Here is a 26,439-nt window from a genome sequence, read left to right as displayed (position 1 = left end):
GAGTAAGCCAAGCAATGTCTTTGGATGCGCTGCGGGCGGCCGTTGACGCCTGGTTTATCGCATCCCTGCCTGCACATGGTCTGGTGGCGCTTGTCGCCATCGCACTTGTTGCTGGTCTTGCGCGTGGATTTTCGGGCTTTGGCGCGGCGTTGATCCTCATTCCGCTCGGTGGTGCACTGATTGGCCCAAGGTTGATCTCACCGGTGCTGCTGGTCGTCGATGGGCTGGCGACGCTCGGAATGGTGCGTCCGGCGTTTCATCTGGCGAACCGGCGCGAGGTCGTGACGATGGCGGTAGGCGCTATCATCGGGGTGCCGCTCGGCACTGCCATACTCGCGCTGATGGATCCGCTGCTGCTGCGCTGGCTGATCACTGCCATCGCCGCCTGCCTGCTGACGCTGCTGGTATCCGGCTGGCGCTACCACGGCGAGCCGACGCGGCCGTTGACGGCGGCGGTCGGTTTCATTGCCGGGTTGTTCAGTGGTGCGGCCCAGCTTGGCGGGCCGCCGGTCGTCGCCTTCTGGCTCGGTGGCAAGAGCAACTTTACCCGCGTCCGTTCCAACATCATCCTGTACTTCTCGATCTCGACCATTCTCAGCGTCGTCAGCTACTATACCAGCGGCCTGTTCGTGGCGCAGGTGTTCGCGCTGACGGTTGTGATCCTGCCGAGCTATGTGCTCGGGCTTTACGGTGGAACGAGGCTCTTCGGCCTCGCCCGCGAAAGCACCTTCCGATGGATCTGCTATGCGCTGATCGGCACCTCCGCCGTGCTCGGCATGCCGGCGCTGGATGGCATCTTCCACTAGACTGTAAGCCCCACGGACCTCAGGTCCAACGTTTCTTGTAACCGTTTATTGCGGTGCACAGACGGGAAGCGGCTTCCCGGGCTTCGGGGGATTGTCGGCCTTGTACTTGGCGATCACTGGCTCGAGAGTTGTCTTTGACCAGAATTTCGGGGTGCCTATCTTCTGCAGGCATTGATCGTTCCAGTACAGCCCCGCTTGCGACAGCGATGCATGGGACGCAGCAGCCTTGGCAACGGCTGATATATCCGATGATTCCGGATAGATATAAAGCGTCGTCGGGTTGTCCTTGACCATGGAGATGACCTGGTTGGCATCCGTCGGCGACCAGCTGGTGCAGCCATTGCTGCGGCCGCCGGCGTAGTTGACCAGATTGCCGAACGGCACATAGCCGTCCTTGTTGGCGTAGGGACTCGCCGGGGCCTTCATCATGCACATGGCGGCCACCTTCGCGGCTGCGTGACCGCCGATAACGCGGGCGCGCGCATTCGCCGTGTCCCCCTCGCCGTCGAACTGGAGGAAGGATCGCATGAAGACAGCGTCCTTGACGCCCGATGACTTGTAATACCCTTTGAAGGACGTCTTCACCTCGCTGGTGACATAGGAGCCACCCGTCGTCAGGTTGGAGTCCATGGCGTTGCCGAAATTGCGGGCACATTCCCGGCCGTTGGAGAAATCGACGACGCCTGGAAGCTTCGTACCGCTGCCGTGGCCGGCTGCTATCGCGCGAAACGACTGGCTGGCCTCGCAGATGATGTAGAAGCGGCCACCCGAAGTTTCGCTGCCGGGATCGTTCGGCTTGGTGGCATCCATCGCAAAATAGCAGGGGTTCCGGACCCTGCCTTCGCTGACGCGCTGCTGGTAGAGAGCACGGGCGCGCTTCAGGACAGGCCGCGCAATCTGGCCAGGTCCGAGCCCGACATGGGCATCGAGCCAGGATGGAAAGGAGCCCGACTGCTGCACGGCAGAGGCTGGTGCGGCGCTGCCGAGGAGCGCCGCAATGCTGAAGACGCCAATGGTCTGGCCGATGGTCCGAAAGGTCGAAGGCAACCGCACGTACTAAGCACTCCTAGAGAATCAGGGCTCGCCCTAGCATGCAGCAAGCCGTCAAACACAGTCGATAGAGCGATTCGGAGCATATTTCGTAAACAGGCGAGTCAATCCTTCGTGAGCCGACGGTTTCTGCGGGCATCTTGCTTCATTAAAGGGCATCCCTGTAGAGGAAGCAGACTGCATCGCTCATTCGAACAAATCGAGCGAGATGCTGTCGCTGATGCGCGACGAGATCTTGTGGCGGCTGGCCATGATCTCGGCGCGGATCAGGCCTTGCGGATCGTAGAGATCGGTTGCCCGCTCGATCAGCCAGACGCGTCGATGCGTCTCCAGAGCTGCCCTAACCTTTTGACGATCCTCGGGCATGATTTTCGGCGCGCCGCGATTGCTGACGTAGACGCGTGGCAAGCCGCGCGCTGGAAACGGCGCCGGCAGCACCATCAGATCCGGGAATGGCTGCGTGCGCGCAATGTAATACCGCAGAGGAGCATCGAGTTCGTTCGGGGAGGCTATGACCAGATCGCCGGGCTCGGCATCCGCCGCGATGGATGCGACGAGGCCTCGCCAGTCCTCTGTCTCCAGGTGATAGACTGCGTTGGTCGACATCAGGCACATGCCGATGAACAGCACGGCGGCGACCAGTCGCAGGATTGCCCAGCGGCTTCTGGCCAGCATGCCGATGGCGATCAATCCGAGCACGGTCGGCGCCATCCATTCGAACAGGCGGTCGATGTAGACAGGCTTTATGAAATAGCTGATCGCCAGCATTGTCGCCCAGGGCAGGAGCACCACGACCAAGATGAGCGCTGCCAGTGGCCGCTGATTGCGCCAGACCGACGCCATACCGGCGAAGAACAGCAGCACGGCGGGAATGAAGGGCAGATAGCCGCCTGCGATCAGGAACCAGGCGGTCAAGAGATCCCAGGGCGAGAAGGTGATCCAGAAGGCAAGCGATGCCATGCCAGAATTTTGCCGGATGAACATCGACAGGAAGGGCGACCACAGCAGGAGTGCCAGGATGCCCGGCAAGGCGACAGCCAGAGCCTGCCCTGCCCGGCGACCAGGAATGAAGACAAGCAACGACGTTATCAGCCCGACCCATATCCCGAGGGCGACCAGGATACCGGTGTCGTGAAGCCACATCGTTGCGGCCGTGGAGAGCCCCAGAGCTGCCATCGGTGGCACGAGAGGGCTCATCAGAAAAAACTGTTCAGCCCCGGCCCGCAGCCGCTGAAGCAGGATCAGCGCCGAGAGAATGGCAATGGATGCTGCAAACGTTTCCAGCGCATAGGGTCGCGCCTGCTGCGCATAATAGATGCTGCCCGCGTTGATCGCCAGCAGCAGCGCTGCCAGAAGTGCAACCCGGTCGCCACGTGGACCGGCATTGAGGACGCGACCGGCTCCTGCAACCAGCAGGATGGTGGCGACGCTTGCCAGTACCGAAGGCATGCGAAGGGCGGCCTCCGAGTTGCCGAACAGCGTCGTCCAGCCCTTGAGTAGGGTATAGTACATCGGCGGATGGGTTTCGTAGAGCGGCACGTCGGTCCACAGCGCACGCAGCGGCTGGGCGGCAAACCATGCAGTATAGGCCTCATCCAGCCACAGCGACCGCGTAGCCAGGTTGGGCAGCCGCAACGCAAGGCCGAGCAGGGTTATCGCGACGCAGGCAATCCAGAATATGCGGGTGCCGAGGGGCGCATCCCTGTCGAGCAATCCCATCGGCGACACCCCAATCCGGCCCCGCGCCCGGCCGGCATCCGCGCGTCCCTCAGACATGGTCCTGGTGCGCCGTAGCAAGTGGCAGTTCCGAGGGTACGACCTCATGCCGACGCTTGACGAGGTAGATGGGCCGGCGCTTCGACTCGAGATAGATGCGACCGATATATTCCCCGAGCGTCCCGATGCCGATCAACTGTATGCCGCCGAGGAGGAGGATTGCGGTCGCCAGCGATGCATAGCCTGGTACGTCGACGCCCTCGATCAAGGTTCGGAGAATGAGGAAGGCGGCGCGACCGATGGCGACCAGCGCGACGGCGACCCCGAGATAGGTCCAGATACGCATCGGTAACGTGCTGAAGCTCGTAATGCCCTCGAGGGCGAAATTCCACAGGCGCCAGCCGGCGAATTTGCTCTGACCGGCGACGCGCGCCTCGCGGGTGTAATCGACGATTGCCGTCTCATAGCCGACCCAAGCAAACAGGCCCTTCATGAAGCGATGCGATTCCGGCAATTGCTTCACGGCTTCGACGACCTCACGCGTCATCAGCCGGAAGTCACCGACGTTTTCCGGAATCTGCACATCCGAGACGGCGTTGTGGAGGCGATAGAACCAGGATGCCGTCAGCCGCTTGGCAGCGCCGTCCGAGCGGCGATCCGTGCGACGGGCGAGCACGACGTCATATCCTTCACGCCAGCGCTCTACCAGCCTTGCGATCAGTTCGGGCGGATCCTGCAGGTCGGCATCGAAGGGAACGACGACATCGCCACGGCTTTCGTCGATGGCAGCCGAGAGGGCGGCCTCCTTGCCAAAATTTCGGGTGAGATCGATGACGCGAATGCGACGGTCGCGTCGGGCAGCAGCCAAGAGCAGGCGCAGGGTGTCGTCTCGGCTACCATCGTTGATACAAACGATCTCGAAGCGCAGCGCAGGAATGGCCTCCAGACCCGGGACAACGGCGGCAAAGAAAGCCGCAACAGTCTCTTCCTCATTGTAGAAAGGCACCGCCAGAGACAGCATAGGCATTTTGCCGCCGCTGTTTTCGTCTTGTAGCTGCCAGTTCATCTGCATCCCATCGCTTTTGCGCAGAATGCAACTATTTGCCGATTCGGCCAATGACTTCGCGTGGCATGATCGCCGGCAGCGTCAGGCGCCAACGACCACCGTGGTGTCGCGCGAATATTCGCCGTAGAAACCCCGCCAGTTGGCCACAGCAAACCCGAACACGACAAGGGCACCGCCCTGGTGCGCGAGAGCCAGATGCAGAGGCACCTGCATCAGCAGCGTGGCGATGCCGAGCCCTGCCTGGCAAAGCACCAGAAACGCCAGCACCACGGCGCGGCGGGTATGGGTGCTGCCGGGTGTAACACGCAGGCAGACGATCATGTTGACCAGCACCACGGCAGTCAGCGCGTAGGCCCCGAGACGATGGACATATTGCACAAGCTTCGGGTTCTCGAAGAAATTGATCCACCACGGGTTCTGCACGAACAGGTCGCCGGGGACGACGGCGCCGTCCATCAACGGCCAGGTGTTGTAGCTGAGGCCGGCATGCAAGCCTGCGACCAGCGCACCGAGGTAGATCTGGAACAAGGCCATCAGGGCAATGAGACCGGCAATCCGGCCGGAATGGCTACTCGGAGGCGCGTCGTCCGAATGCGGGGTCAGCGCCCGCATCACCCACATACAGGCGGCAAAGATCAGGCAGGCGGTGACAAGATGCGTGGCAAGCCGGTACTGGCTGACATCGGTGCGGGCTTCAAGGCCCGACGACACCATCCACCAGCCGATGGCGCCCTGCAGGCCGCCAAGCGCAAAGATGCCGACAAGGGGCAGCCGCAGGCTTTTCTCGATGCGGCCAGTCGCCCAGAAGAAGATCAGCGGCACGGCGAAGATGACGCCCATTGCGCGCGCGAGCAACCGGTGCGCCCATTCCCACCAGAAGATGCTCTTGAAATCATCGACCGTGATGTCGCTGTTCAGCAGCTTGAATTGCGGGATCTGCTTGTAGCGATCGAACTCATCCTGCCACTCTGCGGCATTCAGCGGCGGGATGACGCCGTGGATCGGCTTCCACTCGGTGATCGACAGCCCGGATTGGGTCAGCCGCGTCGCGCCGCCGACCAGAACCAGACAGAACAGCGACAGCAGCACGAAGCCGAGCCAGATGCGGACGGCACGGCGATTGCGGTCCTGGCGTGCGACCTCGCCGCGAACGGCCTGTTCGGTGGAAAAATGTGCAACAGCCATGGTGGGCTCCTTCAATCTGCCTGTTGATTTGCCCCAGCGCGCGGTGCAAAACAAGGGCTGCGCCTTTGCGGCATGGGGTCGCAACTCCCCGTCCCCGCAATCGACTGCCGAGGAGAGTGCCATCATGCCCATCCGCCTGCGCAAATTCATTGGCACCATCCTGTTGATCGTGCTGGTGCTTGGTTATGCTCTGCTGGCGACGACCGTGGCAGTCAATGCGCTCGGAGCCTCGCCCTGGTGGGTGCACCTCACCTACTTTTTCCTCACCGGCCTATTGTGGATCCTGCCGGCAATGGGATTGATCAAATGGATGTCTGGACCGAAGCAGGGATAGCTGCCTGCCGCGTTAACCGCCGGATAAGCATGATCGCCGGAAGACACCGGCCAAACACGCGCTTAAACCGAAAATAGACGGCCTCGCCTCTAGCGTGCGCCTGCAGAAACAGGCGCGGAGGCCAAAAGTGCGGACGGCGACAGGCGAAACCGGAACATTGGCCGATGGCGAAACCGGCGTCGTGGTGCAGCCTCGACCAGCATCGCCGTTGCAAGCCGGCAGCGGCTCGTTGACGATCACCGTCAGCGACAACATGGTGCCTCTGGAACCGGAATGGCGTCGGTTAGAGCGAGACAGGCTGAGCTCCCTGCACCAGAGTTTCGGGTGGTGCACGGCCTGGGTCGAGACTTATCGGCCGACGCTTGCCATCCTGCGCGCAAGCATCGGCTCCGAAGTGGCTTTCATTCTGCCGCTGGAAATCGTCCGCAGCCATGGCGTCAGAACCGCGCGCTTCATCGGCGCTCCACGCAGCAACATCAATACCGGCTTGTTTTCCGCGAAATTTCTTGCCGACGTCACAACCCTTTCGGCAGATGTTCAGGCGGCCATCGCTGTCGCGTTGCGCGGGTACGCCGATCTGCTGTTGCTGTCGAACCTGCCGCTGGAGTGGCGCGGTCGTGTCAGCCCGCTCGCCTCGCTACCCTCCGTCGAAAACCAGAACCGCGCCTTCCAGCTGCCTCTGCTGGGCTCATTCGAGGAAACGCTCAGCCAGGTCAATGCGAAAAGGCGTCGCAAGAAGCATCGGTCCCAGACAAAGTTACTGAATGAAATCGGTGGTTTCGAGCATGTCGTCGCGACGACGCCGGAGGAAAAGCGGCGGATGCTCGATCTTTTCCTGCAGCAAAAAGCAGAACGGTTCAGAGCGGCCGGGCTGCCGGATGTCTTCCAGGGGAGCGACGCCCGCGACTTCCTGCTACGCTTGCTCGCGACGAAAAATATCGAGGGCGACAGCATCGCGCTCGAATTGCACGCCATCAGGCTGAAGGGACGGCATGACGGTCATCTGCCGGCCATTGCAGCCCTTTCGCGCAAGGGAGACCACGTCATCTGCCAGTTTGCCTCAATCGACGAGAGCGTGGTCCCGGAGGCCAGCCCCGGCGAACTGCTGTTCTGGGTGATGATCGAGAAGTGCCGGGAATCCGGCATTGCGCTGTTCGACTTCGGCATCGGCGACCAGCTCTACAAGCGCTCGTGGTGCCCGGTGCAGACGGTGCAGCACGATATCCTGCTGCCGGTCTCGCCACTCGGGAGGGTCGCCGCCTTCGGGCAGAGAAGTCTGACGCGGGCAAAGGCGCTGATCAAGGGTAACCCACGCCTGTACAGTGCCATCCAGAAACTGAGGGCTCGCCGCCAGCAGGCGGCAACGCTGGACGGAGCCTGAAGCAAGCCTCAGGCGGCGGTGCGGTGCCGGTCCTCGTCACCGTCGCTGCCGGACATCAGCACGAGATGCTCGTAGCCGGCCTGCTGGAAATCATGCATGACGGCGACGAACTTCGCCTCATCCGGCACGGGCATGGAAAGGATGATCTCGACATCCTTGCTGCGCGTCAATTTCGCAATCCCGTCGACGTTGACCGCACCGCATTCGACCAGCACCAGATCATAGGCCGACACGAGTGCTTCGAGGATCAGCGAAAGCCGGTCGGCTCCGCGCATGGCGCTTGCAAGATCGCTTGCTCCGAGCGGCACCAGATGGGCGTCCGACAGGCGGTCGGGATGGATGGTATCGGCAAACGCTGCTTCACCACACAAAAGGTCGGTCACGCCGGGAAGTCCCGGCTTGTCGGCCATCAGGCGCGTCGGGCAGGCTGTGCCGGTCATGTCGACCAGGACCACGCGGCGGCCGCTGTCGGCGATGGTGCGGGCCAGCATGACGGTGGCAGTCGAACCTGCGTCACCATCCGGCGAGACGGCGATTGCCATCGGCACCTTGGCATCGATGAAGTATTCGGCGACCGATGGGATCGAGAAGTCCTCCACCGCCTCGACAGTGGCGGCAGGCAGCGCTTCAGGCTCAGCGACGACAGCCGCTGCCGGGGGCTGCATAATTGTCTCCGGCTGTACGGCAGCCCGTTCGGGCGCCTGCACCCTGCGCGTTGCCGACAGCAGGCTTGCGGACACTACCGCACGGCGGAGCGGCGCGGCTGTCGCACTTGGCCGGCCATCGTCTTCGAACATGGTCGCACGCCGCGCACCGTCATTGGGCAAGCCCACCGGCCGCAGGGCGCGACCGCTGAACAGCTCCATGAGCATTATGACAATGGCACTGAGCACGAAGGCTGCAACCGCGGCGATGACCACGATCGGCCCGACCTTGGGGAAGTAGGGGTCAACCGGCTCGACCGCACTCGACACGATCCGGGCATCGGCAGGGCTGGAATTCTTGTCGGAACGGGAGGCAGCTTCGCGGTAGCGGGCGAGATAGGTCTCGAGCAGCTGCCGCTCGGCGGTTGCCTCACGCTCAAGCGCATTGAGGCCGACGGTGTCTTCGCCGGCACGGGCGCTGTCCGCCTTCAGGAGCTTCGACTGCGCCAACAGCTGCTGCTCGCGCATCGCGGCGATCTTTGCCTCGTTGTCGATGCCGGTCAGGATCTTGCGGGTCTCGCGGGTGATCTGCGAGCGGATGTCGGCCAGCTGGGCGCGCAGGCTCTTCAGCCGCGGGTGACCGTCCATCAGCGTCGTCGAAAGGTCCGAGATCTGCGATTCGAGGCTGGACTCGGTCGTCTTCAGACGCTGCATGGTCTGCGAGCCGCTGACGTCGTTCAGCGTGTCGGTGGGGCCGCCGGAGGCCAGGGCGTTACGCACGGCCTGGGCGCGGGCATCGGCATTCGCCTTTTCGCCGCGCACCTGGGCAAGCTGCGTCGAGATGTCGGTCAGTTGCTGGTTGGAAAAGCTGGTGGTGTCGTTGGTCTGCAGCAGGCCATTGGCACTGCGGTAATCGGCAACCTTCTTTTCGGCTTCCGCCACCTTGATGCGCAGGTTGGCGATCTCCGGCTCCAGCCAGCGGGTTGCCTCGGCATTGGAATCGAGCTTGGCGCCGCTCTGCATCGACAGATAGACCGATGCCATAGCGTTCGGAACGCTCTCGGCGAGCTTCGGATCCCGCGAGGTGAACTGGATGCCGATGACACGCGACGTGTTGATCTGGTAGACCTGCAGCCGCTCGGTGAAGGCATCGAGGATGCGCTCCTCGGGTGCCTTGTCGGATGAAGGCTTCTTCAGATGCAGGGTGACCAGCAGACCGGCCAGCGCCGACGACCGCGCACTGTCCTCGAACTCCGGCAGGTCGTAGAGCTTCAGCTGGGTAATCACCTGCTTGATAAGGTCGGCCGACTGCAGGATCTGCACCTGGCTGGCGATATTGAGTTCATCGAGCAGAGACGCATCGTTGCTGCCGGCGCTTGCCTGGTTGCTCGTGGTGGCAAAAGCCGCAGCGCGCGGCTCGATCAGCACCCTCGTCTCGCTGCGATATTCGGGCGAGACGACCTTGGCGATTACGAAGGCGACAAGAGCAGCGGCAGTGACGATCAGCACCACGCGCAGCCGCCGACGCCATACGGCCCGGAAAAGCTGGCTCAAATCAATGTCGACATCCTGCTGGCTGCTGTTTACGCCGGGCATACCGCACTCCGATACTCGTTTGGCGGCAACCGTAAACGACTATGGTAACGCAAGGGTTAAGGCCCCTCTTCTGCTGAACCGGCCCATTATGCGCAATTTGTCGTCACGATTTACCGTCTGTTAACCCTAACAGACTGATAACGGGTTCATGATTTTATTCCTTTGTGAGCACGCGGATGTCTTTCGCTAAGCGTAACATCGTCGTCGTCCTGAGCATGGTTGTCCTCGGCACCGCCCTTGGCGGCTGCGTGAGCTATCAGCCGGCGCCGGAGGCGTTCAGCGCCGCGACTATCCAGCCCTACCGGCTCGATAGCGGAGACCGCCTGCGTGTGACCGTCTTCGAGCAGCAGGCTCTCACGAATACCTATACGGTAGATCAGGCCGGTTATATCTCTGTGCCACTGATCGGCCAGGTGACCGCTCGTGGCAAGACGATGCAGCAACTGTCCGGCGAGATCGCGTCGAAGCTGAAGCAGGGCTACCTGCGCGACCCGGACGTCTCCATCGACATCGACCGCTATCGCTCGATCTATGTCATGGGCGAAGTCGGCCAGCCCGGCCAATACTCCTATGTCCCGGGCATGACGATCCAGAACGCGGTCGCAGCCGCTGGCGGCTTTACGCCGCGCGCCTACCAGGGCAATACGGACGTGACCCGCAAGATCAACGGCCACGTGATGACAGGGCGCGTCGGAATTTCCGATGCGGTGCTTGCAGGCGACACCATCTACGTCCGCGAAAGGCTGTTCTGATTATCAATGGCGAAGCCTTTGCGCATTATCCATTGCTTCAGGTCGCCCGTTGGCGGGATCTTCAGGCATGTGCGCGATCTGGCCGAGCAGCACAGCCGGGCCGGCCATCACGTCGGGATCGTCTGCGACAGCCTGACCGGCGGAGCGCATGAGGATGCGCTGTTTGACGAAATAAAGCCGTTCCTGGCACTCGGCCTGACGCGCATGCCGATCCACCGTTCGGTGAGCTTCGCGGACATGCCGGCGATTTGGCGGGGCTACAGGACGATCAAGAGTTTGCGGCCGGACGTGTTGCACGGACATGGCGCCAAGGGCGGCATGCTGGCGCGCGTCATCGGCACAGTGTTGCGGGTGAACAAGTATCGCGTTGCCCGCGTCTATACCGCCCATGGAGGCAGCCTGCATTTTTCAAAGGCGTCTCTCAAGGGACGCGCGGTGTTCACGATGGAACGCCTGCAGGAGCGCCTGACGGACGCGCTGATTTTCATCTGCGATTTCGAGAGACACGCCTACGAGGCCAAGGTCGGCCCTCCCTCCCCCATGTCGAGGCTCGTCTACAACGGCATCAACGAGCGGGATTTCAGGACTGTTCCAACCCGATCGGACTCCGTCGACTTCATCTATATCGGCATGCTTCGGGACCTCAAGGGTCCCGATCTGTTTATAGAGGCCTTTGGGCAGACCGAGAGGCTGGTCGGTCGGCCATTGTCGGCGCTGTTGATCGGCGATGGGCAGGACCGGGACAAATACATGAGGATGATAGTCGCGGGCGGACTTTATCCGCGCGTCGGCATTCTCCCCGCCATGCGCATCGAAGACGCCCTGTCGATGTCGCAGACCGTCGTCGTTCCCTCCCGCGCCGAATCCATGCCCTATATCGTGCTCGAGGCACTGGCCGCCAGCAAGGGCGTCATCGCATCGGCAGTCGGTGGAATTCCCGAGGTGCTGGGCGCAACCAGCGAGGGTCTCGCCAAGGCCGGCAACGTCGCCGACCTTGCGCGCATCATGGCCGCCTCGATCACGGAACCGGATTGGCGTATCCGCGCCATGCCCGGTCTTGAAATGATACACAAAAGATTTTCGGCGCCCGTTATGGCCGGCGAAGTTCTGAAGCTGTATACAGATATACTGGATCTAGAGGCCAGTTCCTAAAATTTAACCTACCTTACTAAGCCATCCTTAGGGGCCTTTCGATAGAAATTGATACGTCAGTGAGACGGATCGAGAGCGATGACGAATATCGAAAAGCCTGATGACTTCGACCTCGACAAAATTCGCAAGAGCGTCTCGGAAATCCGTGCCCGCAGTCCCGACGAAAAGGTCGAGGCCGAGGGCACCGTCAAGCTCAATCCGTTTGCGCGGCAGATCGCCGAGCAGTTTCGCGAAGGCAATTACACGCCGTCGATCATCATCGGCCAGTTCATGCTGTTCGAGTTCGTGTCGTTGCTGGCGCTGGGACTACTGCTGCTTTACCTGCGTTTCGGCAGTCCGACCTATGAAGCGCTGATCCAGGTCCCAATCACGGTGCTTGTCGCCGGGATCAATATTCTCTCGCTGCAAGTTTTCGACACCTACCAGATACCGGTGCTGCGCGCGCCGACGCGCCATCTCCGCCGCATTGTTCTCGGTTGGGCACTGCCGTTCGTCGCAATGCCGCTGTTTGCGATTGCACTGAAGATGCTGCCGACCTTCCCGCCGCGGCTGATCATGAGCTGGTGCCTGATCGGCATGGCGTTCCTGTTTGCGGAGCGGCTGCTGTTTGCCTGGGGCATTCGCCGCTGGGCGCGCAACGGCATCATGGAACGTCGCGCGGTCATCGTCGGCGGAGGTCAACCTGCCAAGGAACTGATCCGGGCGCTGGAGGATCAGGTCGACAACGATATCCGCATCTGCGGCATTTTCGATGACCGGGGAGAAAGACGATCGCCCGTCGTCGTCGCCGGCTATCCGAAACTCGGTACAGTCGCAGAACTCGTGGAATTTGCCCGCGTTACCCGTATCGACATGCTGATCATCGCCCTGCCGATATCTGCCGAGGAGCGTATTCTACAGCTTCTCAAGAAGGTGTGGGTGCTTCCGGTCGATATTCGGCTCGCCGCCCATGCCAACAAGCTGCGCTTCCGGCCGCGCGCCTATTCGCATGTCGGCTCTGTGCCGATGCTCGATATTTTCAACAAACCGATCCCGGACTGGGATTCGGTCGCCAAGCGGGTGTTCGACGTGTTTTTCAGCGTCCTGGCACTGCTGCTGCTCTGGCCGGTAATGGTCGGCGCGGCGATTGCCATTAAGCTAAACTCCAAGGGCCCGGTGTTCTTCATGCAGAAGCGCCACGGCTTCAACAACGAGATCATCAAGATCTTCAAGTTCCGCTCCATGTATACCGACATGAGCGACCCCACCGCCCGCAATGCCGTCACCAAGGGCGATCCGCGCGTTACCAGCGTCGGCCGCTTCATCCGCAAGTCGTCCATCGACGAACTGCCACAGTTGTTCAACGTTCTGCTGGGCACACTTTCGCTGGTCGGCCCACGCCCCCATGCGGTTGCCGCCGCCAGCCATGACCGATCCTATGGCGATGTCGTCGAGGGCTATTTTGCCCGCCACCGCGTCAAGCCCGGCGTTACCGGCTGGGCGCAGATCAACGGCTGGCGCGGCGAGATCGACAATGACGACAAGATCAAATTCCGCACGGCCTACGACCTCTATTACATCGAGAACTGGTCGCTGCTATTCGATCTCAAGATCCTTTTCCTGACACCGATCCGCCTGTTCAACACCGAAAACGCCTATTGAGCCCGATGAGCACGTTCGCCACCCCATCACCGCAGGTCACCCAACCGCAGCTCGCCGCGCTGCGGCTGATCGGCACCGGCTGCGTTGCGTTCGGCGTCTTCCTCTCCGGCTTCGTCGTCGCAGAACCGGCGCCGTACGAACTGTGGCTGGCGATGCTGATCGGCCTATGGTTCATGCTCGGGCTGCGCATCTCGCGCAGCGTGGCGCCTTTGCTCGTGCTGTTTCTGACATTCAACATCGGCGGGATGCTGTCGATGACGCAGATGCGCGATCTCGGCAGCGCCGAAATGGACGCACCGATCTATATCGCCGTTTCCACTTTTCTTGCTCTCAGCGCGGTGTTCTATGCCGCCATCATCGAGCACAACGGCAATGTGCTGAAGCTGATGTTCAAGGTCTGGGTGGCTGCCGCCATCATCACGGCCTTGCTCGGCATTCTCGGCTATTTCCATGCCTTCCCCGGCGCCGGAATGTTCACCCGCTACGACCGGGCGATGGGGGCCTTCCAGGATCCGAATGTCTTCGGCCCCTATCTGGTGGCGCCGACGCTGTATCTCATCCATGGCGTGATCATCGGCGACCTCCGTAAGGCGCCCCTGAAGGCAATCGGACTGACGATCCTCGCACTCGGCATCTTCCTGTCGTTTTCGCGCGCCGCCTGGGGCCTGTTCGCCTTCTCGTCGGTGGCGCTGGTGTTCTTCATGCTGCTCAAGCACCGCAGCAATACGTTTCGCCTGCGCATCCTGGTCATGACGCTGACGGCAATCCTGCTGCTTGGCGCAGCCCTCCTGGTCGCCCTGCAGTTCCACCAGGTCAGCGACCTGTTCTCGACCCGCACCCAACTGGTGCAGGACTATGACGGAGGGCACCTCGGGCGCTTCGAGCGCCATCGTATCGGCTTCCTGCTGTCGATGCAGCGCCCGCTCGGCATCGGGCCGCTGGTGTTTGCGACAATGTTCCGCGAGGACGAACATAATATCTGGCTGAAGACTTTGACGACCTACGGCTGGATCGGTTTCTTCTGCTGGGTGAGCATGATCTGCTGGACCATCTATATCGGCTTCAAGAACGTGTTGAAGGAACGGCCCTGGCAGCCGTTCCTGATGATTGCCTGGATCGTCGTCCTCGGCCACGTCGGCATCGGTAACGTCATCGACACGGATCACTGGCGCCATCTCTACATGCTGATCGGGATCGTTTGGGGCTGCGGTGCGCTCGAAGTTCGCCACCAGCATCGGCTTGCCCGGGGAGAAATCGCGGCATGAACGCCAGCACCGCGACTACGCACCTGTCGATGCTGCAGATCCTCGAGCCCGGCGGCGGCGGCTCCGGCCGGCATTTCCTCGACCTCTGCCGGGCCATGCAACACCGTGGCCACGCCGTGACGGCGATCTATTCACCGGTGCGCGCCGAACAGAAATTTGTCGAGGAACTCGAGGGCATGGGCCTTACCGCCGTGCATTCGGTCGGCATGAAGCGGGCTCTCGGCCCGGCCGACTTCACCGCCTGGCTGGAAATCCGCCGGATAATCGCCACGCATGGCCCATTCGACCTGATCCATGGCCACAGCTCGAAGGCCGGGGCTCTTGCGCGCCTGCGGCTCCCCTGGTCGAAGACGCCGGTGCTCTACACACCGCACGCCTTCCGGACGATGGACCCCTCGCTCGGAGGAAAGCCGCGATTTGTCTTCGGCAGCATCGAGCGGCTTCTCGGCGCGTTCTTTTCCGACCGCGTGATCTGCGTCTCGCGTGACGAATACGATCATGCCGTCTCGATCGGTATTCCGAGACGCCGGCTGCGGGTCGTTTACAACGGCGTCGCCCGACCGCCGGTCGGCGAACGCGAGGCAATTCGCACCCGCTTCGGTATTTCTCCGGACGATATACTTTTCGGCTTCGTCGGCAGGCTTTCCGCCCAGAAGGCGCCGGAACGACTGGTCTCGGCCTTTGCGCAGGTCGCAGAACAGCTGCCTTCCGCCAGGCTGCTGATGATCGGCAGCGGCGAGCTCGAACAGGAGGTCAGACAGCGCATGGCTGCCGCCAATCTCGGAGACCGTGCGCATCTCGACAGCAGCATCCACGGCCCAGTCGCCATCGACGCTTTCGATATCGTCGTCATGCCGAGCCGCTACGAGGCCATGTCATACGTCATGCTGGAAGCAGCATCGGGCGCCAAGCCCCTGATCCTGACCGACGTCGGCGGCGTCAGCACAGTGCTCGAAGACGGGCGCAACGGCATCAGGATTGCCAACAGCGACGATCCGGAAGAGCTGGCAGCCGCGATGCTCAGCGCTGCGGAACCGGAGACCAGGACGATCTTTACCGCCGAGGCGCAGCGCCGCCGCAACCGATACACGCTGTCTGGCATGGCCGACGAAACCGAGGAAATCTATTTCGAATTGCTCGGCCATCGCCTGCCCACCCTCTTGAGAACGCCGGAGAATGCCCTAGAGTTGAAGGCATGATCACAGCAGCACAAATCCGCGCCGCCCGCGCCATGACCGGCCTCTCCCTGCAACAGCTGGCGGACGCCGCCAGGCTCAGCTCAGCCGAGGTCGAAGCCATCGAAACCGGCACTGAACCCGCCAACAGCCACGCTGTCTCGGCCATCCGCGCCGCGCTCGAGGCCAGCGGCATACAGTTTCTCGCCGATGGTAGCCAGGATGGCGGCGGCGCCGGCCTGAGGCTGAAACACACGCATGGCGACGAGGGCACACGCCCCGAAAACCTCAATTCCACCAACGACGACTGAATTTATCCTTTCGACACAATTTCTCCGGCAGCGCAATAAATCCTGCGACGCACGGAACAAAAGCGGCAGTCGCGCATTCTGCCCCCGCATTACGCTCAGGGGGACATCTTGAATCGCAGCAACGGGCTCTATCTCATTATCGGCGCACTGATCGTCGCCGTCATCGGCCTTGGCGCCTATGTCTATCACGAAAAGCAGAAGCCCGAGGGTGTCGAACTCACCATCGGCAAGAACGGCGTTTCAGTCGAACAGAAATGACACGCGGGGGTCGGTCGCCTCTCTCGACGCTACCGACCCCGCACTCCGTTATAACAACGTTCCCTTCTTGGATGACTCACAGTTGCCTGTACCCTGAATTCAGGCTGTGCAGTAATCAGCAACTATCAGAGACAGCTCAGTCGCTTCTCCCTTCCCCACCTCTACATTCGATACGAAGCCACTCAAATCATTAGTCCTGCTACGCATTAACGTCCTCATGCGCTTGTCTGCGGTGTGGGGCACACTACATCTGCGCGGTCTGTCGCCCCATGGCGGCTTATCCCACAAGGAGAAAAGCCAGTGAAAGCTGCAATCTACAGCGAACCAGGCACCCCGGATGTTTTTCATTACGGTGAGGTTGCCGATCCTGTTCCAGCCGACGACGAAGTGCTCATCCGCGTCGAGGCTATCAGCATCGAGGGCGGCGACCTGATCAACCGGGCGCTGACGCGCCAGGGTGCCGACGAAGTGGTCGGCTATGCGGCAGCAGGCACGATCCTGCAGGTTGGCAAGGCTGTGACAGGGCTCTCCGTCGGGCAGCGCGTTGCAACTTTCCAATGGAAGGGATCGCATGCCACTCTTCGCGCGGTTACGGCGGCAAATTGCTTCATCGTTCCAGATGGCCTCGATATCGGCGTGGCGTCCGCCATTCCCGTCGGCCCCGGCACGGCGGCCTATGCGCTCAAGCTCGGTGATTTGCAGAGCGGCCAAACCGTCCTCGTCCTCGGTGCCAGCGGCGGCGTCGGTCTTGCCGCCGTCCAGCTTGCCGCCAAGGCCGGCGCACGGGTAATCGGCACCGGCACCAAGGCAGAGAGCCTCGCAAAGCTCAAGGCCTATGGCCTCACGGACGCAATCGTCACCGCTGACCAGCCGGCGAGCGAACAGGTCCGTGCGCTTCTCGGGGGCAACGAGGTCGATCTCATCATCGACAATGTCGGCGGCGACGCACTGGTCGATTCTCTCAAGGTGTTGAAGGACGGCGGCAAGGCTGTGTTGATCGGCGTCTTCGGCGGCCGCAGCACGATGATCGATGCGGGCCAGATCCTGATGCACCGCCACGTCATCATCGGCTGCCTCCTCGGTACGGCAATGACCGATCCCGAGGCACGCAGGCTGATCGAGGAACTGTTCCCGATGGCCAAGGACGGTTCCCTCAATGTCCCGATCGATGCCACGTTCCCCCTCTCCGAGGCAGCGGCAGCGCACCGACGGGCAGAAGAACGCGGCCGCATCGGTCGCGTCATCATGACGGTCTAGGCTTTCGGGCGCATTTTTGTGTCTCGGACTGAAGTCACAGGCGGCGCACCGTCGCCTGTGACACGCAAGCGGCAGCCTCCTGGAGCCGGTCACCTGCTTGACAGCCGCCCTGTGCCGCTGCCACTGATGAGCGGGCTGCGTAACGCAACGCGGCGTGCTCTGGAGCGATGTCCACGGCAAACACATCCCATCAGGACGCGTCATGCCGTTACCCCTACAGATTTCGATCATCAGGCAGAGACAAGGGTCCCGCCTCGCCGGCCACTTTGTCGCCAGACGCTGCCGGAAGGGTTAAAACCTTGGCAGATCGTGTCGCAGTCGAGGCTCCCGACAGTCGCCCAGTGCACGGCATTGCCTTTGGCGAGGCGCTGCTGGTGTGGGCTCGGATCGCCGCCCTGAGCTTCGGGGGCCCGGCCGGGCAGATTGCGCTGATGCACCGAATTATCGTCGAGGAGAAGCGCTGGGTCGGTGAAGCGCGCTTCCTGCATGCCTTGAACTACTGCATGCTGCTGCCTGGCCCGGAAGCCCAGCAGCTGGCGATCTATCTCGGCTGGCTCCTGCACCGCACGGCTGGCGGGCTTGTCGCAGGCACGCTGTTCGTACTTCCCGGTTTCGTGGCAATCCTTGGCCTCAGCTATCTATACGCCGCCTTCGGGGATGCCGGCATGGTGGCAGGACTGTTCTTCGGCCTGAAGGCCGCGGTTCTTGCGGTGGTCGTGCAGGCAGTCCTGCGGATTGGCGGACGGGCGCTCAAGAACCCCGCCATGATCGCCATCGCTGCCACGGCCTTCGTGGCGATCGCAGCATTCCATGTGCCGTTCCCGCTGATCATCGTTACCGCCGGTCTAGCTGGCTATGCCGGATCGCGGGCGGGACTTGGCTGGTTCCGGATCGATAGCGGCCACCGACCGGGCTCCGGGCGGGTTCTGCCGGATGCAGACTCCGCGCTTGGCGAGGACACCCCAGAGCACGCGCGTCCTGACGTCGGCTGGTCCTTGCGAATAGCCATCGTCTTTCTCACCCTGTGGCTCGGACCGGTGATCCTTCTTCATGTCCTCTTGGGCGCGGACAATGTGTTTACCCAGATTGGCGTCTTCTTCAGCAAGATGGCGGTCGTCACCTTCGGTGGCGCCTATGCGGTGCTTGCCTATGTGGCCCAGGAGGCCGTGCAGCACTATGGATGGCTGAAACCTGGGGAAATGCTCGACGGGCTCGGCATGGCCGAAACGACCCCGGGCCCGCTGATCATGGTGACGCAGTTCGTCGGCTTCATGGGCGCCCTGCGCAATCCGGGGAGCCTGAACCCAATGCTCGCGGCAACGCTGGCCGCCATTCTGACGACGTGGGTAACCTTCGTGCCGTGCTTTCTCTGGATCTTCCTCGGTGCGCCGTTCATCGAGCGCATGCGCAGCAATGTCCCTCTTTCCGCCGCCATGTCGGCGATAACAGCTGCCGTGGTCGGTGTCATCCTCAACCTGGCGATCTGGTTTGCCATCCATACGCTTTTCGGAGCGGTCCGTACGGCAGCCATCGGCCCTGTCAGCCTCGAAATCCCGATTTTAGACTCGGCAGCCATTCCCGCCATGGCATTGTCGCTGGCAGCGGCCATCGCGATCTTCCGCTTCAGAGCTTCCGTCGTCGCGACGCTGATAGCCTGCGCCCTCGCCGGCATGGCATGGACCGCCCTAAGGTGAAGCAGCCAGCCTAATATTTCTGTGATTTTACCAGGGATATCAAGGAGATAATTGGTCGGGGCGACAGGATTTGAACCTGCGACCCCTTGACCCCCAGTCAAGTGCGCTACCGGGCTGCGCTACGCCCCGACCTGCCTAAAAGGCTTGGTCTGATTAGTCTTTCGACTTTCTGGACGCAAGCGAAAAAATGCCGGGTGCCGAATGAATTTGTGAGGGGGTTGAGATTCCTGTCTGAAGCCGTATCCCGGCGTTCCCAGAATGCCCGATTTTTGCCCGGAAATGGCCTAACTCGGTTCATCAGCCGTTCAGACCTGCGGTCGCTAAATAAGCCGTCCAATAGGAGGAAGTTTGATGAAGAACATGATTATTGCCTCTGCAATTCTGGTCGGCGGTTTGTTCGCGACAGGCGCGAGCGCAATGCCTGCGGTCTCGATCGCCAAGGCCCCGACCGTCGTCGTGCAGGTGGATTACGTCTGCGGTCCTGGCTTCCACCAGACGCCGTGGGGCGATTGCCGACGCAACGGCTGGCGCCGTCTGCCGCCACCACCACCACCGCGTTTCTATGGTCACCATCGCCCGCCACCGCCATACTGGGGTGACCGCAGATGGCACCACCACCGCCACTACGACGACTACTGAGATCGTCGCATAAAATCCACTCGCGAGGGGGAACGAACGAGGCCAGGCCCGCGTTTCCCGTCGCCAATACAAATCGAGGAAATCCCATGAGAAACCTGATCATAGCTGCTGCAATCGCAGTGACTTCCATCGTGTCATTCGCACCGGCCTCATACGCCGACACCGTCACCACCGTGACGACGCGCGAACGGCCGATGCACCGCGGCTGGCATCACCCCCCACGCCGTCACTGCTACGTCAAGGTGACAAAAGTGCGTCACCATGGCCAGCTGGTAGTCCGCAAGACGCGCGTTTGCCGTTAATTGCCCGGACTGCCCGCGTTCGCGCGGGCAGTCCGTTGAATGACATTGCTATCGGAACTTCGCAGCCACTTGGCTGTTTCTCTGCAACATAGGAGAAGAAGATGGCAAAGAACGACGAAGACCTCCACGCCGGCTTTACCGGCACGCCCATAGAGCCTTCCGACAGCGTCGCCGAAAAGGCAAAGGCTGTCGTTTCTGGCCTGAAGGACGAGGCAAGTGCCATATCAGCAGCGGCGGCCGAACACCCGCACACAGCGACTGCGCTGCTGGTGACCATCGGTGCCATCGCATTCGGTCTCGGCTACGCGCTCGGACACTCTTCCGGCGTTAACAGCCGCCAGCGCTTCTGGCGCTAAGTAGGCAACAACCAAATTACTGGCAGACGTCGACCCACTGAGCACCGGTGAGATCTACCATTCTCTGCGGCGACAATCTCACTGCCGAGTTTGTCGCCCCGGCCGCCGGAAGAACTTCCGCGTAGGCCTGCAACGATACATCGCAGTAAATGGGCAAGTCCGTTGCGAGACCGAACGGGCAGACGCCACCGACGGGATGTCCCGTCAGTGTTGCCACATCTTCCAAATCCAGCATCCGGGGCTTGGCGCCGAGCGCCTCGCGGCTCTTCTTGTTGTCCAGCCTCGCAGTACCGCTCATGACGACAAGGATGACCTTGTCGCCGACCCTCAGGCAAATCGTCTTGGCGATCTGGCCAGGTTTCACGCCGTGAGCAGCAGCGGCCATGGCAACGGTAGCGGAGCTTTCAACCGTTTCGATAATCGTCAGGTCTGGCGCATTGGCTTCGAAAAAGCGTCTTACAGTTTCCAGTGTCATGGTCCACGGATGCCATAGGCCTCCACGGGGTGCAAGCCCGGCGGCAACGGGAATTCGTCGCCTCCCCTCAGGAACATTCCCCAGGATTCGACGTTAGCGAGGTGGGCTACAGGAGGACTGGTACCATGAGCACTTATATCGACAGCAAGACAATCGAGAACGCTGCCAACAGGCGCGTGTGGAGCGTTCCCGAATTTGCCCGGCGCTACCGGCTGGACAAGACTGAGGAAGACAAGTTGTTGGCGCTTCTAGCGCCCTTCGCGCTCGAACACGAACTGCTGATGAACGCCCAGCGGCGCCCGGTTTTCCGGTAGAGTGAAATCCGCGACAGTTTGCAACGGGCGCCTAAGGCGTCCGTTTTGTTTTCGAGGCGGTATTCCGGCTCAGCATTTCCCTCTACGCGGGGCATAGCTCCGCTACATGACATAGATGTCTGGCGCCGAAAAAGCAGACGGTCCGCTAACGGACCTTGACACCCCGTCGTTTCAAGCCAAATAAGCTGCTGGTAGGGTTGAACAGGGGAACACATATTCGTGACACACCGCAGAATTCTGGTCGTAGAAGACGATGCGCTGATCGCCATGCTTTTGGAAGATATGCTTTCGGAACTCGACTACGCGGTTGCCGGTACGGCAGCGGATTTGGAAGACGCGCTTGAAATGGCGGAGGGTGGCGCGTTCGATGCAGCTATTCTCGACGTGTCTCTGGCAGGCAAGAGCTCGCTGCCGGTTGCACGTCTGCTCGATGAGAAGAACAAGCCCTATATCTTTGCCACCGGCTACGGCGTCCTGCCCGAGGGCATGGAGGGCAGCGGTCGTCAGCTGCTCAACAAGCCCTACCAGCTACACCAGCTGGAAGCCGCCCTTACCAGCCTCAACATCGGCTGAGGCCTCCGGTCAGCGAACCTGATCGAGGAGACGCTTGCATTCCAGCAGATCGTAAAGCGCTTCCTGCAACAGCGCGCGATCTTCCTTGCCCACAGTCGACCCGCCCAGTGAAATCTCCGGAGCGCCCTCTTCGCCGCCTCCGAAATTGAAGAACCGACGGCTGGTCGGAGTCTTGGCGCGGCCGACAATCTGGTCTTCCTCGGCGGTGCTCACGCGTGGTTCGGACGGAGCCGGCTCTTGTACCGCAGCAGCAAGCGCCTCGACGCTGGCAAGGTCGCCACTGCCGACCGCGATAACGAACTTGTTGCCATTCGTCTTCAGAAGCTTTTGGACGCCCTTGATCGTGTAGCCGTGGTCGTAGAGAAGATGGCGGATGCCCTTTAGCAGATCGACGTCTTCCGGCCGGTAATAGCGGCGGCCGCCGCCCCGCTTCATCGGCTTGATCTGCAGGAAGCGGGTTTCCCAGAAGCGAAGAACGTGCTGGGGGAGATCGAGATCGTCAGCGACTTCGCTGATGGTGCGGAAAGCATCCGGGCTTTTGTCCAACGTCACTCTCCCTGCACGACCATTCTCGCCATCTGGTAACGAATCGCTATATTTCAAAGGTTTGCGACACGCATTTCAAGTGCAGTCTGCGGGTGTTACACAGTGAACACCAGCATTATGCAAAAATATGTGTTGGAAAATTGGTCGAAGTTGCCCGCTGCAAGGCGGTTAGCCCGTTCAGGCCACGGGCGCCGCGGGCTTGACCTTGGTCTTGCGGCTCGTATGGGCCTTCAGGATGCGGGTCTTCAGCACGTTGGATGCCTTGAATGTCATCACCCGGCGCGGCGATATCGGCACTTCCTCGCCCGTCTTCGGATTGCGGCCGATGCGCTCGTTCTTGTCGCGCACCTGGAACGTCGCAAACGACGAAAGCTTGACGATTTCGCCCCGCACAATGGCGTTGCAGATCTCGTCGATCACGGTTTCGACCAGTTCCGCGGATTCGGTACGGGACAGGCCGACCTTCCGGAACACCGACTCTGCCAAGTCTGCCCGCGTGACTGTCTTACCGGTCATGGTTCCCCGCCCATCGTGTTCTGGAATTGTGGTCGCCGCGAGAGAGTATTGCCCTTGCGCCGAACGGTCAAGCTCTTGTTCGGAATCGGAATTTGGGTTTGGCAGCTACCAGCGCAGCAACACCGCACCCCAGGTAAACCCGCCGCCCATGGCTTCCAGCATCACCAGATCGCCCTTCTTGATCCGCCCGTCTCCGGCCGCAGTCGCAAGCGCCAGCGGAATGGAGGCCGCCGAAGTATTACCGTGAAGATCGACGGTGATGACGACCTTCTCCGGCGGAATGCCGAGCTTCCTCGCGGAACCGTCGATGATGCGGCGGTTGGCCTGGTGCGGGACCAGCCAGTCGAGATCGTCGGCGGTGGTCCCTGTCGCCTCGAAAGCGGCAACAATGACGTCAGTGATCATGCCGACCGCATATTTGAAGACTTCGCGGCCTTCCATGCGCAGCTTGCCGACGGAGCCCGTCGAGGATGGCCCGCCGTCGACGAAGAGCTTGTCCTTGTGTGACCCATCGGAGCGCAGGCTGGCGGTCAGCACGCCGCGATCGGCAACAGTGCCCTCGCCTTCAGCCTTCTCCAGAATCAGCGCGCCTGCCCCGTCTCCGAACAGCACGCAGGTGGTGCGGTCGTTCCAGTCGAGGATGCGCGAGAAGGTCTCTGCACCGATCACCAGCACACGGTTGGCAAGGCCGCCGCGGATGTAGGCATCGGCAGTGGTGACAGCATAGACGAAACCGCTGCAGACCGCCTGAAGGTCGAACGCGAAGCCGTGGTGCATGCCCAGACGGTTCTGGATATTGACCGCAGTCGCTGGAAAGGTGTTGTCCGGCGTCGAGGTTGCAAGGATGATCAGGTCGATGTCAGCGACCGTCAGGCCGGCATTGTCGAGCGCAGCACGGGCAGCGGCTTCGCCGAGCGATGCGGTGGTCTCGCCATCTCCGGCGATGTATCGCTGGCGGATGCCGGTGCGCTGTACAATCCAGTCATCGGACGTATCGACGACGGTTTCCATTTCGCGATTGGTCATCACGCGCTTCGGAAGCGCTGCCCCGAAGCCGCGGACTACTGAACGGATCATGCTGATTATACCTCGTCGCTCATGACAGCTTCCGGCCCGATGGGCGGCAGACGCATGGCATGATATCTCTTGAGATCGTTTTCTATTTTCTGAGTGAGGCCGTTTTTGGCCATATCGTAGCCGACGTCGATGGCCGCTGCAAAGGCGTCGGCGGTGGCGCCGCCATGGCTCTTGATGACGATGCCGTTGAGGCCTAGGAACACGCCGCCATTGACCTTGCTTGGATCGAGCTTTTCACGCAGCATGTCGAAAGCACCCTTGGCGAAAAGATAGCCGATGCGGGCCATCAGGGTCCGGTTCATCGCCGAGCGCAAATAGCCGGCGATTTGCTTGGCTGTTCCTTCCGCCGTCTTCAGGGCGATGTTGCCGGAAAAGCCCTCGGTCACAACGACGTCGACGGTGCCCTTGCCGATGTCATCGCCTTCGACGAAGCCGAAATATTCCAGCGATTCGAGATTGGCCTCGCGGATCAGGCGGCCGGCATCCTTGACCTCTTCCTGTCCCTTCATCTCCTCGACACCGACGTTCAGCAGCCCGACCGTCGGTCGCTCCACCTCGAACAGCGCCCGCGCCATGGCGCCGCCCATCAGGGCAAAATCCAGTAACTGCTGCGAATCGGCACCGATGGTGGCGCCGACGTCGAGCACGATGCTCTCGCCGCGCAGCGTCGGCCAGATCGCAGCAATGGCGGGCCGTTCGATATTGGCCATGGTGCGCAGGCAGAACTTCGACATCGCCATCAGCGCGCCGGTGTTGCCGGCAGACACGATAACGTCGGCCTCGCCGAGTTTCACCGCTTCGATCGAGCGCCACATGCTCGAGACATTGCGACCGCGACGCAGCGCCTGACTGGGCTTCTCGTCCATGGCGACTGCGACTTCGCAATCGTAGAATACGGACTTTGCCTTGAGCTTGGGAAACTTGTCGATCAGCGGTTGGCAAAGGTCTTTCCGGCCATAGAGCAGGAAGGAGATTTCCGGGTGCCTTTCCAGCGCCTTGGCAGCACCGGGGATGACAACTCCAGGGCCGAAGTCGCCACCCATAAGGTCGAGAGAAATTCTGATCACGCCTGACTGATCCTTTTTTTCCGCCACATTTGGCGAAATTTCGGCCAAAATACCGTTTTTCATTTGCCTTACAACTGAATTGTGCCGAAGGGGCTGCGGAAGCCTATTCCTTCTTCCAGTTCTTTAGAGCAGCAAATGCTGACGGTTTGACGTCATTGTCGGCGGTATCCTCGATATGGTCCTCGAAGTCCAGACCGGGCTTGCGCGGATAGGGTTCGATGCCCATTGCGGCAAATTCCGTGACGATAGAGCCGGCATCGATGACATCGCCGACAAAGGTCTCGGGCAGGTCGTCACCGTCTGGGTTGAGCACCAGTTCGCCGGAGGGCTGAACCGGCACGCGGGCGAGCTTGGATCCCTCGGGAACGAACAGCTGGTCGAACTCCTCGTCGATCTCGGAGGCGACCGGGTCGAGCGAAACGACGCACTCCTGCACGATCCGCGCCTTGACTGTACCCCTCACCCTGACGCCATCGCGCTTCCAGCGGGAGATCTTCAACTCGGCCTTGAGATCGTCGACCGAGACGACATTCCACAGAGCAGCCAGGCCCATACGTTCAGCCTCGTCGGCTTCGAGACGCACCTCGATCGGATTGAGCGAAATATGCCCAACCTTGACGTTGTAGGAAAACGGGTTTTCGGCTGTCGCCGTCTTATTCTTCATCTTTGCCTCCTATGCCGGCACCGGCAGTGACGCCGAGCCTGTGGCAATTTCCGCTTCCGAAATGCCCGACAGATGGTTTTCCGCCGACATCATCCAGTCGGCCAATCCCAGCATGTCAGGCGCATCGTCGCGCGGTTCGGGATATATGTTGCGGCGTAGCGCCTGCGCGAGTGCCTCACGATCGTTGCTGTCCATCGCCGCAGCGTAGGATTCGAGACGACCGTAGAACATGCCGGCCAGTTTCTTCATCCGCTTTGGCACGCCGTTGTCGCCGACGCCGAGTTCCCGGATCGAATAGTCGATATCCTGGAAGAATGCATCGACAATTTCCTGGGCGATCTCCTGGCCGCTGGTCCGAGACGACCGGGTGCGGCGAAAAAACAGGATCATGACGGCCGACAGCATTTCGAAACGGCCCATCACCGTGTCCGGGACGTCCAGTGCGGCATAGAAGCCGGGCTGGCGGGCTGCAGCGGTCAGGGCAGCATATTGCCGCTCGACGATCGTCCGATTGTGATTCTTTTTGGCAAAGAGCCCGAAGATCATCGAATTTCCCAGAATTGGCCCATTCGGCGCGCCGCATGGCGCCGGCCCTTGTTGCATCCGTCAAAAAGCTGGTTTACCGAA

The 26,439-nt window shown here is 61.4% G+C and carries 29 protein-coding genes and 1 tRNA gene; 17 read left to right on the top strand and 13 right to left on the bottom strand.

Going from position 1 to position 26,439, the window contains the following annotated elements:
- Positions 1–14: 14 nt before the first annotated feature.
- A complete protein-coding gene (locus EQW76_RS16120; RefSeq protein WP_142829526.1) occupies positions 15–806 on the top strand; it encodes a sulfite exporter TauE/SafE family protein in 792 nt (263 codons plus the stop codon).
- A 45-nt stretch (positions 807–851) separates the two neighbouring features.
- On the opposite strand, the gene EQW76_RS16115 is transcribed toward EQW76_RS16120, so the two are convergent.
- The 4 genes from EQW76_RS16115 to EQW76_RS16100 form a co-directional block, all read right to left on the bottom strand.
- Positions 852–1,805: a murein L,D-transpeptidase catalytic domain family protein gene (locus EQW76_RS16115; protein WP_224128276.1), complete on the bottom strand. Its 954-nt coding sequence runs from the start codon at positions 1,803–1,805 to the stop codon at positions 852–854.
- A 237-nt stretch (positions 1,806–2,042) separates the two neighbouring features.
- The gene (locus tag EQW76_RS16110; RefSeq protein WP_161990953.1) at positions 2,043–3,632 is read right to left on the bottom strand and encodes a glycosyltransferase family 39 protein; all 1,590 of its coding nucleotides are present in this window, start codon (positions 3,630–3,632) and stop codon (positions 2,043–2,045) included.
- A complete protein-coding gene (locus EQW76_RS16105; protein ID WP_142829530.1) occupies positions 3,625–4,599 on the bottom strand; it encodes a glycosyltransferase family 2 protein in 975 nt (324 codons plus the stop codon). The genes EQW76_RS16110 and EQW76_RS16105 overlap by 8 nt, the downstream gene beginning before the upstream one ends.
- Before the next feature lie 120 nt (positions 4,600–4,719).
- On the bottom strand, positions 4,720–5,823 hold the full coding sequence (locus tag EQW76_RS16100) for a COX15/CtaA family protein (protein ID WP_142829532.1): 1,104 nt from the start codon (positions 5,821–5,823) through the stop codon (positions 4,720–4,722).
- A gap of 124 nt (positions 5,824–5,947) precedes the next feature.
- Here EQW76_RS16100 and EQW76_RS16095 point away from each other — a divergent pair, with 124 nt between their 5' ends.
- Complete coding sequence (locus EQW76_RS16095) at positions 5,948–6,157, top strand: DUF2842 domain-containing protein (protein ID WP_111220799.1); 210 nt, start codon at positions 5,948–5,950, stop codon at positions 6,155–6,157.
- A gap of 127 nt (positions 6,158–6,284) precedes the next feature.
- Entirely contained in the window at positions 6,285–7,538 is a 1,254-nt protein-coding gene (locus tag EQW76_RS16090) for a GNAT family N-acetyltransferase (RefSeq protein ID WP_224128260.1), read from the top strand.
- Positions 7,539–7,546: 8 nt separating this feature from the next.
- Here the strand turns inward: EQW76_RS16090 and EQW76_RS16085 are convergent, their stop codons facing one another.
- Entirely contained in the window at positions 7,547–9,778 is a 2,232-nt protein-coding gene (locus tag EQW76_RS16085) for an exopolysaccharide transport family protein (RefSeq protein ID WP_142829534.1), read from the bottom strand.
- 176 nt (positions 9,779–9,954) lie between these two features.
- Between EQW76_RS16085 and EQW76_RS16080 the strand changes: the two genes are divergently transcribed.
- The 9 genes from EQW76_RS16080 to chrA all read left to right on the top strand — a co-directional run bounded on the left by EQW76_RS16080 (position 9,955) and on the right by chrA (position 19,283).
- Entirely contained in the window at positions 9,955–10,530 is a 576-nt protein-coding gene (locus tag EQW76_RS16080) for a polysaccharide biosynthesis/export family protein (RefSeq protein WP_142829536.1), read from the top strand.
- Between the two features lie 6 nt (positions 10,531–10,536).
- Entirely contained in the window at positions 10,537–11,682 is a 1,146-nt protein-coding gene (locus EQW76_RS16075; protein WP_142829538.1) for a glycosyltransferase family 4 protein, read from the top strand.
- Between the two features lie 78 nt (positions 11,683–11,760).
- A complete protein-coding gene (locus tag EQW76_RS16070) occupies positions 11,761–13,323 on the top strand; it encodes an undecaprenyl-phosphate glucose phosphotransferase (RefSeq protein WP_142829540.1) in 1,563 nt (520 codons plus the stop codon).
- Positions 13,324–13,328: 5 nt separating this feature from the next.
- On the top strand, positions 13,329–14,588 hold the full coding sequence (locus EQW76_RS16065) for an O-antigen ligase family protein (RefSeq protein WP_142829542.1): 1,260 nt from the start codon (positions 13,329–13,331) through the stop codon (positions 14,586–14,588).
- Entirely contained in the window at positions 14,585–15,787 is a 1,203-nt protein-coding gene (locus tag EQW76_RS16060) for a glycosyltransferase family 4 protein (RefSeq protein ID WP_224128263.1), read from the top strand. Before EQW76_RS16065 ends, EQW76_RS16060 begins: the two co-directional genes overlap by 4 nt.
- Complete coding sequence (locus EQW76_RS16055) at positions 15,784–16,074, top strand: helix-turn-helix transcriptional regulator (protein ID WP_142829543.1); 291 nt, start codon at positions 15,784–15,786, stop codon at positions 16,072–16,074. The genes EQW76_RS16060 and EQW76_RS16055 overlap by 4 nt, the downstream gene beginning before the upstream one ends.
- A 108-nt stretch (positions 16,075–16,182) precedes the next feature.
- A complete protein-coding gene (locus EQW76_RS29395) occupies positions 16,183–16,332 on the top strand; it encodes a hypothetical protein (protein ID WP_162854771.1) in 150 nt (49 codons plus the stop codon).
- A gap of 300 nt (positions 16,333–16,632) precedes the next feature.
- Positions 16,633–17,589, top strand: a complete 957-nt coding sequence (locus EQW76_RS16050) for a zinc-binding alcohol dehydrogenase family protein (protein WP_142829545.1) — start codon at positions 16,633–16,635, stop codon at positions 17,587–17,589.
- A 341-nt stretch (positions 17,590–17,930) separates the two neighbouring features.
- Positions 17,931–19,283, top strand: coding sequence for a chromate efflux transporter (gene chrA, locus EQW76_RS16045; protein WP_244616970.1), 1,353 nt, complete (start codon positions 17,931–17,933; stop codon positions 19,281–19,283).
- A 52-nt stretch (positions 19,284–19,335) separates the two neighbouring features.
- Here the strand turns inward: chrA and EQW76_RS16040 are convergent.
- Positions 19,336–19,412: transfer RNA gene (locus tag EQW76_RS16040), tRNA-Pro, on the bottom strand.
- 222 nt (positions 19,413–19,634) lie between these two features.
- Here EQW76_RS16040 and EQW76_RS16035 point away from each other — a divergent pair.
- The 3 genes from EQW76_RS16035 to EQW76_RS16025 all read left to right on the top strand — a co-directional run bounded on the left by EQW76_RS16035 (position 19,635) and on the right by EQW76_RS16025 (position 20,580).
- Positions 19,635–19,922 (top strand): hypothetical protein, encoded by a 288-nt coding sequence (locus EQW76_RS16035; RefSeq protein ID WP_142829549.1) that lies wholly within the window; start codon positions 19,635–19,637, stop codon positions 19,920–19,922.
- Between the two features lie 86 nt (positions 19,923–20,008).
- Positions 20,009–20,224, top strand: a complete 216-nt coding sequence (locus EQW76_RS16030; RefSeq protein ID WP_142829551.1) for a hypothetical protein — start codon at positions 20,009–20,011, stop codon at positions 20,222–20,224.
- 101 nt (positions 20,225–20,325) lie between these two features.
- On the top strand, positions 20,326–20,580 hold the full coding sequence (locus tag EQW76_RS16025; protein WP_143122974.1) for a hypothetical protein: 255 nt from the start codon (positions 20,326–20,328) through the stop codon (positions 20,578–20,580).
- Between the two features lie 16 nt (positions 20,581–20,596).
- On the opposite strand, the gene EQW76_RS16020 is transcribed toward EQW76_RS16025, so the two are convergent.
- Positions 20,597–21,055 carry a YbaK/EbsC family protein gene (locus tag EQW76_RS16020; RefSeq protein ID WP_143122973.1) on the bottom strand — a complete coding sequence of 153 codons (459 nt, stop codon included), beginning with the start codon at positions 21,053–21,055 and terminating at the stop codon, positions 20,597–20,599.
- Positions 21,056–21,180: 125 nt separating this feature from the next.
- Here EQW76_RS16020 and EQW76_RS16015 point away from each other — a divergent pair, with 125 nt between their 5' ends.
- Together EQW76_RS16015 and EQW76_RS16010 are read left to right on the top strand one after the other, a co-directional pair.
- Positions 21,181–21,369 (top strand): hypothetical protein, encoded by a 189-nt coding sequence (locus EQW76_RS16015; protein WP_143122972.1) that lies wholly within the window; start codon positions 21,181–21,183, stop codon positions 21,367–21,369.
- 213 nt (positions 21,370–21,582) lie between these two features.
- On the top strand, positions 21,583–21,942 hold the full coding sequence (locus tag EQW76_RS16010; protein WP_142829559.1) for a response regulator: 360 nt from the start codon (positions 21,583–21,585) through the stop codon (positions 21,940–21,942).
- A 9-nt stretch (positions 21,943–21,951) separates the two neighbouring features.
- On the opposite strand, the gene EQW76_RS16005 is transcribed toward EQW76_RS16010, so the two are convergent.
- The 6 genes from EQW76_RS16005 to EQW76_RS15980 all read right to left on the bottom strand — a co-directional run bounded on the left by EQW76_RS16005 (position 21,952) and on the right by EQW76_RS15980 (position 26,415).
- Positions 21,952–22,494: a MerR family transcriptional regulator gene (locus tag EQW76_RS16005; RefSeq protein WP_142829561.1), complete on the bottom strand. Its 543-nt coding sequence runs from the start codon at positions 22,492–22,494 to the stop codon at positions 21,952–21,954.
- A 171-nt stretch (positions 22,495–22,665) separates the two neighbouring features.
- A complete protein-coding gene (locus EQW76_RS16000; RefSeq protein WP_111220525.1) occupies positions 22,666–23,004 on the bottom strand; it encodes an integration host factor subunit alpha in 339 nt (112 codons plus the stop codon).
- Positions 23,005–23,109: 105 nt separating this feature from the next.
- On the bottom strand, positions 23,110–24,081 hold the full coding sequence (locus EQW76_RS15995) for a beta-ketoacyl-ACP synthase III (protein WP_142829563.1): 972 nt from the start codon (positions 24,079–24,081) through the stop codon (positions 23,110–23,112).
- A gap of 5 nt (positions 24,082–24,086) precedes the next feature.
- Positions 24,087–25,148, bottom strand: a complete 1,062-nt coding sequence (plsX, locus tag EQW76_RS15990; RefSeq protein WP_142829565.1) for a phosphate acyltransferase PlsX — start codon at positions 25,146–25,148, stop codon at positions 24,087–24,089.
- 103 nt (positions 25,149–25,251) lie between these two features.
- A complete protein-coding gene (locus EQW76_RS15985; protein ID WP_111220523.1) occupies positions 25,252–25,812 on the bottom strand; it encodes a DUF177 domain-containing protein in 561 nt (186 codons plus the stop codon).
- Positions 25,813–25,821: 9 nt separating this feature from the next.
- On the bottom strand, positions 25,822–26,415 hold the full coding sequence (locus EQW76_RS15980) for a ubiquinol-cytochrome C chaperone family protein (protein WP_202617154.1): 594 nt from the start codon (positions 26,413–26,415) through the stop codon (positions 25,822–25,824).
- Between the last annotated feature and the right edge of the window lie 24 nt (positions 26,416–26,439).

This window comes from Rhizobium sp. rho-13.1 (assembly GCF_007000305.1).
In the GTDB taxonomy this organism is placed as follows: domain Bacteria; phylum Pseudomonadota; class Alphaproteobacteria; order Rhizobiales; family Rhizobiaceae; genus Rhizobium; species Rhizobium rhododendri.
Note: the sequence above shows the minus strand (reverse complement) of the source record. Positions and strands in the feature narration are given on the sequence as shown.

What these genes read in the sequence shown, in the direction of transcription:
- EQW76_RS16120 (WP_142829526.1), top strand. Translation starts at nt 15, where the DNA reads ATGTCTTTGGATGCGCTGCGGGCGGCCGTTGACGCCTGGTTTATCGCA.
- EQW76_RS16110 (WP_161990953.1), bottom strand. Translation starts at nt 3,632, where the DNA reads ATGTCTGAGGGACGCGCGGATGCCGGCCGGGCGCGGGGCCGGATTGGG.
- EQW76_RS16105 (WP_142829530.1), bottom strand. Translation starts at nt 4,599, where the DNA reads ATGCCTATGCTGTCTCTGGCGGTGCCTTTCTACAATGAGGAAGAGACT.
- EQW76_RS16100 (WP_142829532.1), bottom strand. Translation starts at nt 5,823, where the DNA reads ATGGCTGTTGCACATTTTTCCACCGAACAGGCCGTTCGCGGCGAGGTC.
- EQW76_RS16095 (WP_111220799.1), top strand. Translation starts at nt 5,948, where the DNA reads ATGCCCATCCGCCTGCGCAAATTCATTGGCACCATCCTGTTGATCGTG.
- EQW76_RS16085 (WP_142829534.1), bottom strand. Translation starts at nt 9,778, where the DNA reads ATGCCCGGCGTAAACAGCAGCCAGCAGGATGTCGACATTGATTTGAGC.
- EQW76_RS16080 (WP_142829536.1), top strand. Translation starts at nt 9,955, where the DNA reads ATGTCTTTCGCTAAGCGTAACATCGTCGTCGTCCTGAGCATGGTTGTC.
- EQW76_RS16075 (WP_142829538.1), top strand. Translation starts at nt 10,537, where the DNA reads ATGGCGAAGCCTTTGCGCATTATCCATTGCTTCAGGTCGCCCGTTGGC.
- EQW76_RS16070 (WP_142829540.1), top strand. Translation starts at nt 11,761, where the DNA reads ATGACGAATATCGAAAAGCCTGATGACTTCGACCTCGACAAAATTCGC.
- EQW76_RS16065 (WP_142829542.1), top strand. Translation starts at nt 13,329, where the DNA reads ATGAGCACGTTCGCCACCCCATCACCGCAGGTCACCCAACCGCAGCTC.
- EQW76_RS16060 (WP_224128263.1), top strand. Translation starts at nt 14,585, where the DNA reads ATGAACGCCAGCACCGCGACTACGCACCTGTCGATGCTGCAGATCCTC.
- EQW76_RS16055 (WP_142829543.1), top strand. Translation starts at nt 15,784, where the DNA reads ATGATCACAGCAGCACAAATCCGCGCCGCCCGCGCCATGACCGGCCTC.
- EQW76_RS16035 (WP_142829549.1), top strand. Translation starts at nt 19,635, where the DNA reads ATGAAGAACATGATTATTGCCTCTGCAATTCTGGTCGGCGGTTTGTTC.
- EQW76_RS16030 (WP_142829551.1), top strand. Translation starts at nt 20,009, where the DNA reads ATGAGAAACCTGATCATAGCTGCTGCAATCGCAGTGACTTCCATCGTG.
- EQW76_RS16025 (WP_143122974.1), top strand. Translation starts at nt 20,326, where the DNA reads ATGGCAAAGAACGACGAAGACCTCCACGCCGGCTTTACCGGCACGCCC.
- EQW76_RS16020 (WP_143122973.1), bottom strand. Translation starts at nt 21,055, where the DNA reads ATGACACTGGAAACTGTAAGACGCTTTTTCGAAGCCAATGCGCCAGAC.
- EQW76_RS16015 (WP_143122972.1), top strand. Translation starts at nt 21,181, where the DNA reads ATGAGCACTTATATCGACAGCAAGACAATCGAGAACGCTGCCAACAGG.
- EQW76_RS16000 (WP_111220525.1), bottom strand. Translation starts at nt 23,004, where the DNA reads ATGACCGGTAAGACAGTCACGCGGGCAGACTTGGCAGAGTCGGTGTTC.
- EQW76_RS15995 (WP_142829563.1), bottom strand. Translation starts at nt 24,081, where the DNA reads ATGATCCGTTCAGTAGTCCGCGGCTTCGGGGCAGCGCTTCCGAAGCGC.
- EQW76_RS15985 (WP_111220523.1), bottom strand. Translation starts at nt 25,812, where the DNA reads ATGAAGAATAAGACGGCGACAGCCGAAAACCCGTTTTCCTACAACGTC.
- EQW76_RS15980 (WP_202617154.1), bottom strand. Translation starts at nt 26,415, where the DNA reads ATGCAACAAGGGCCGGCGCCATGCGGCGCGCCGAATGGGCCAATTCTG.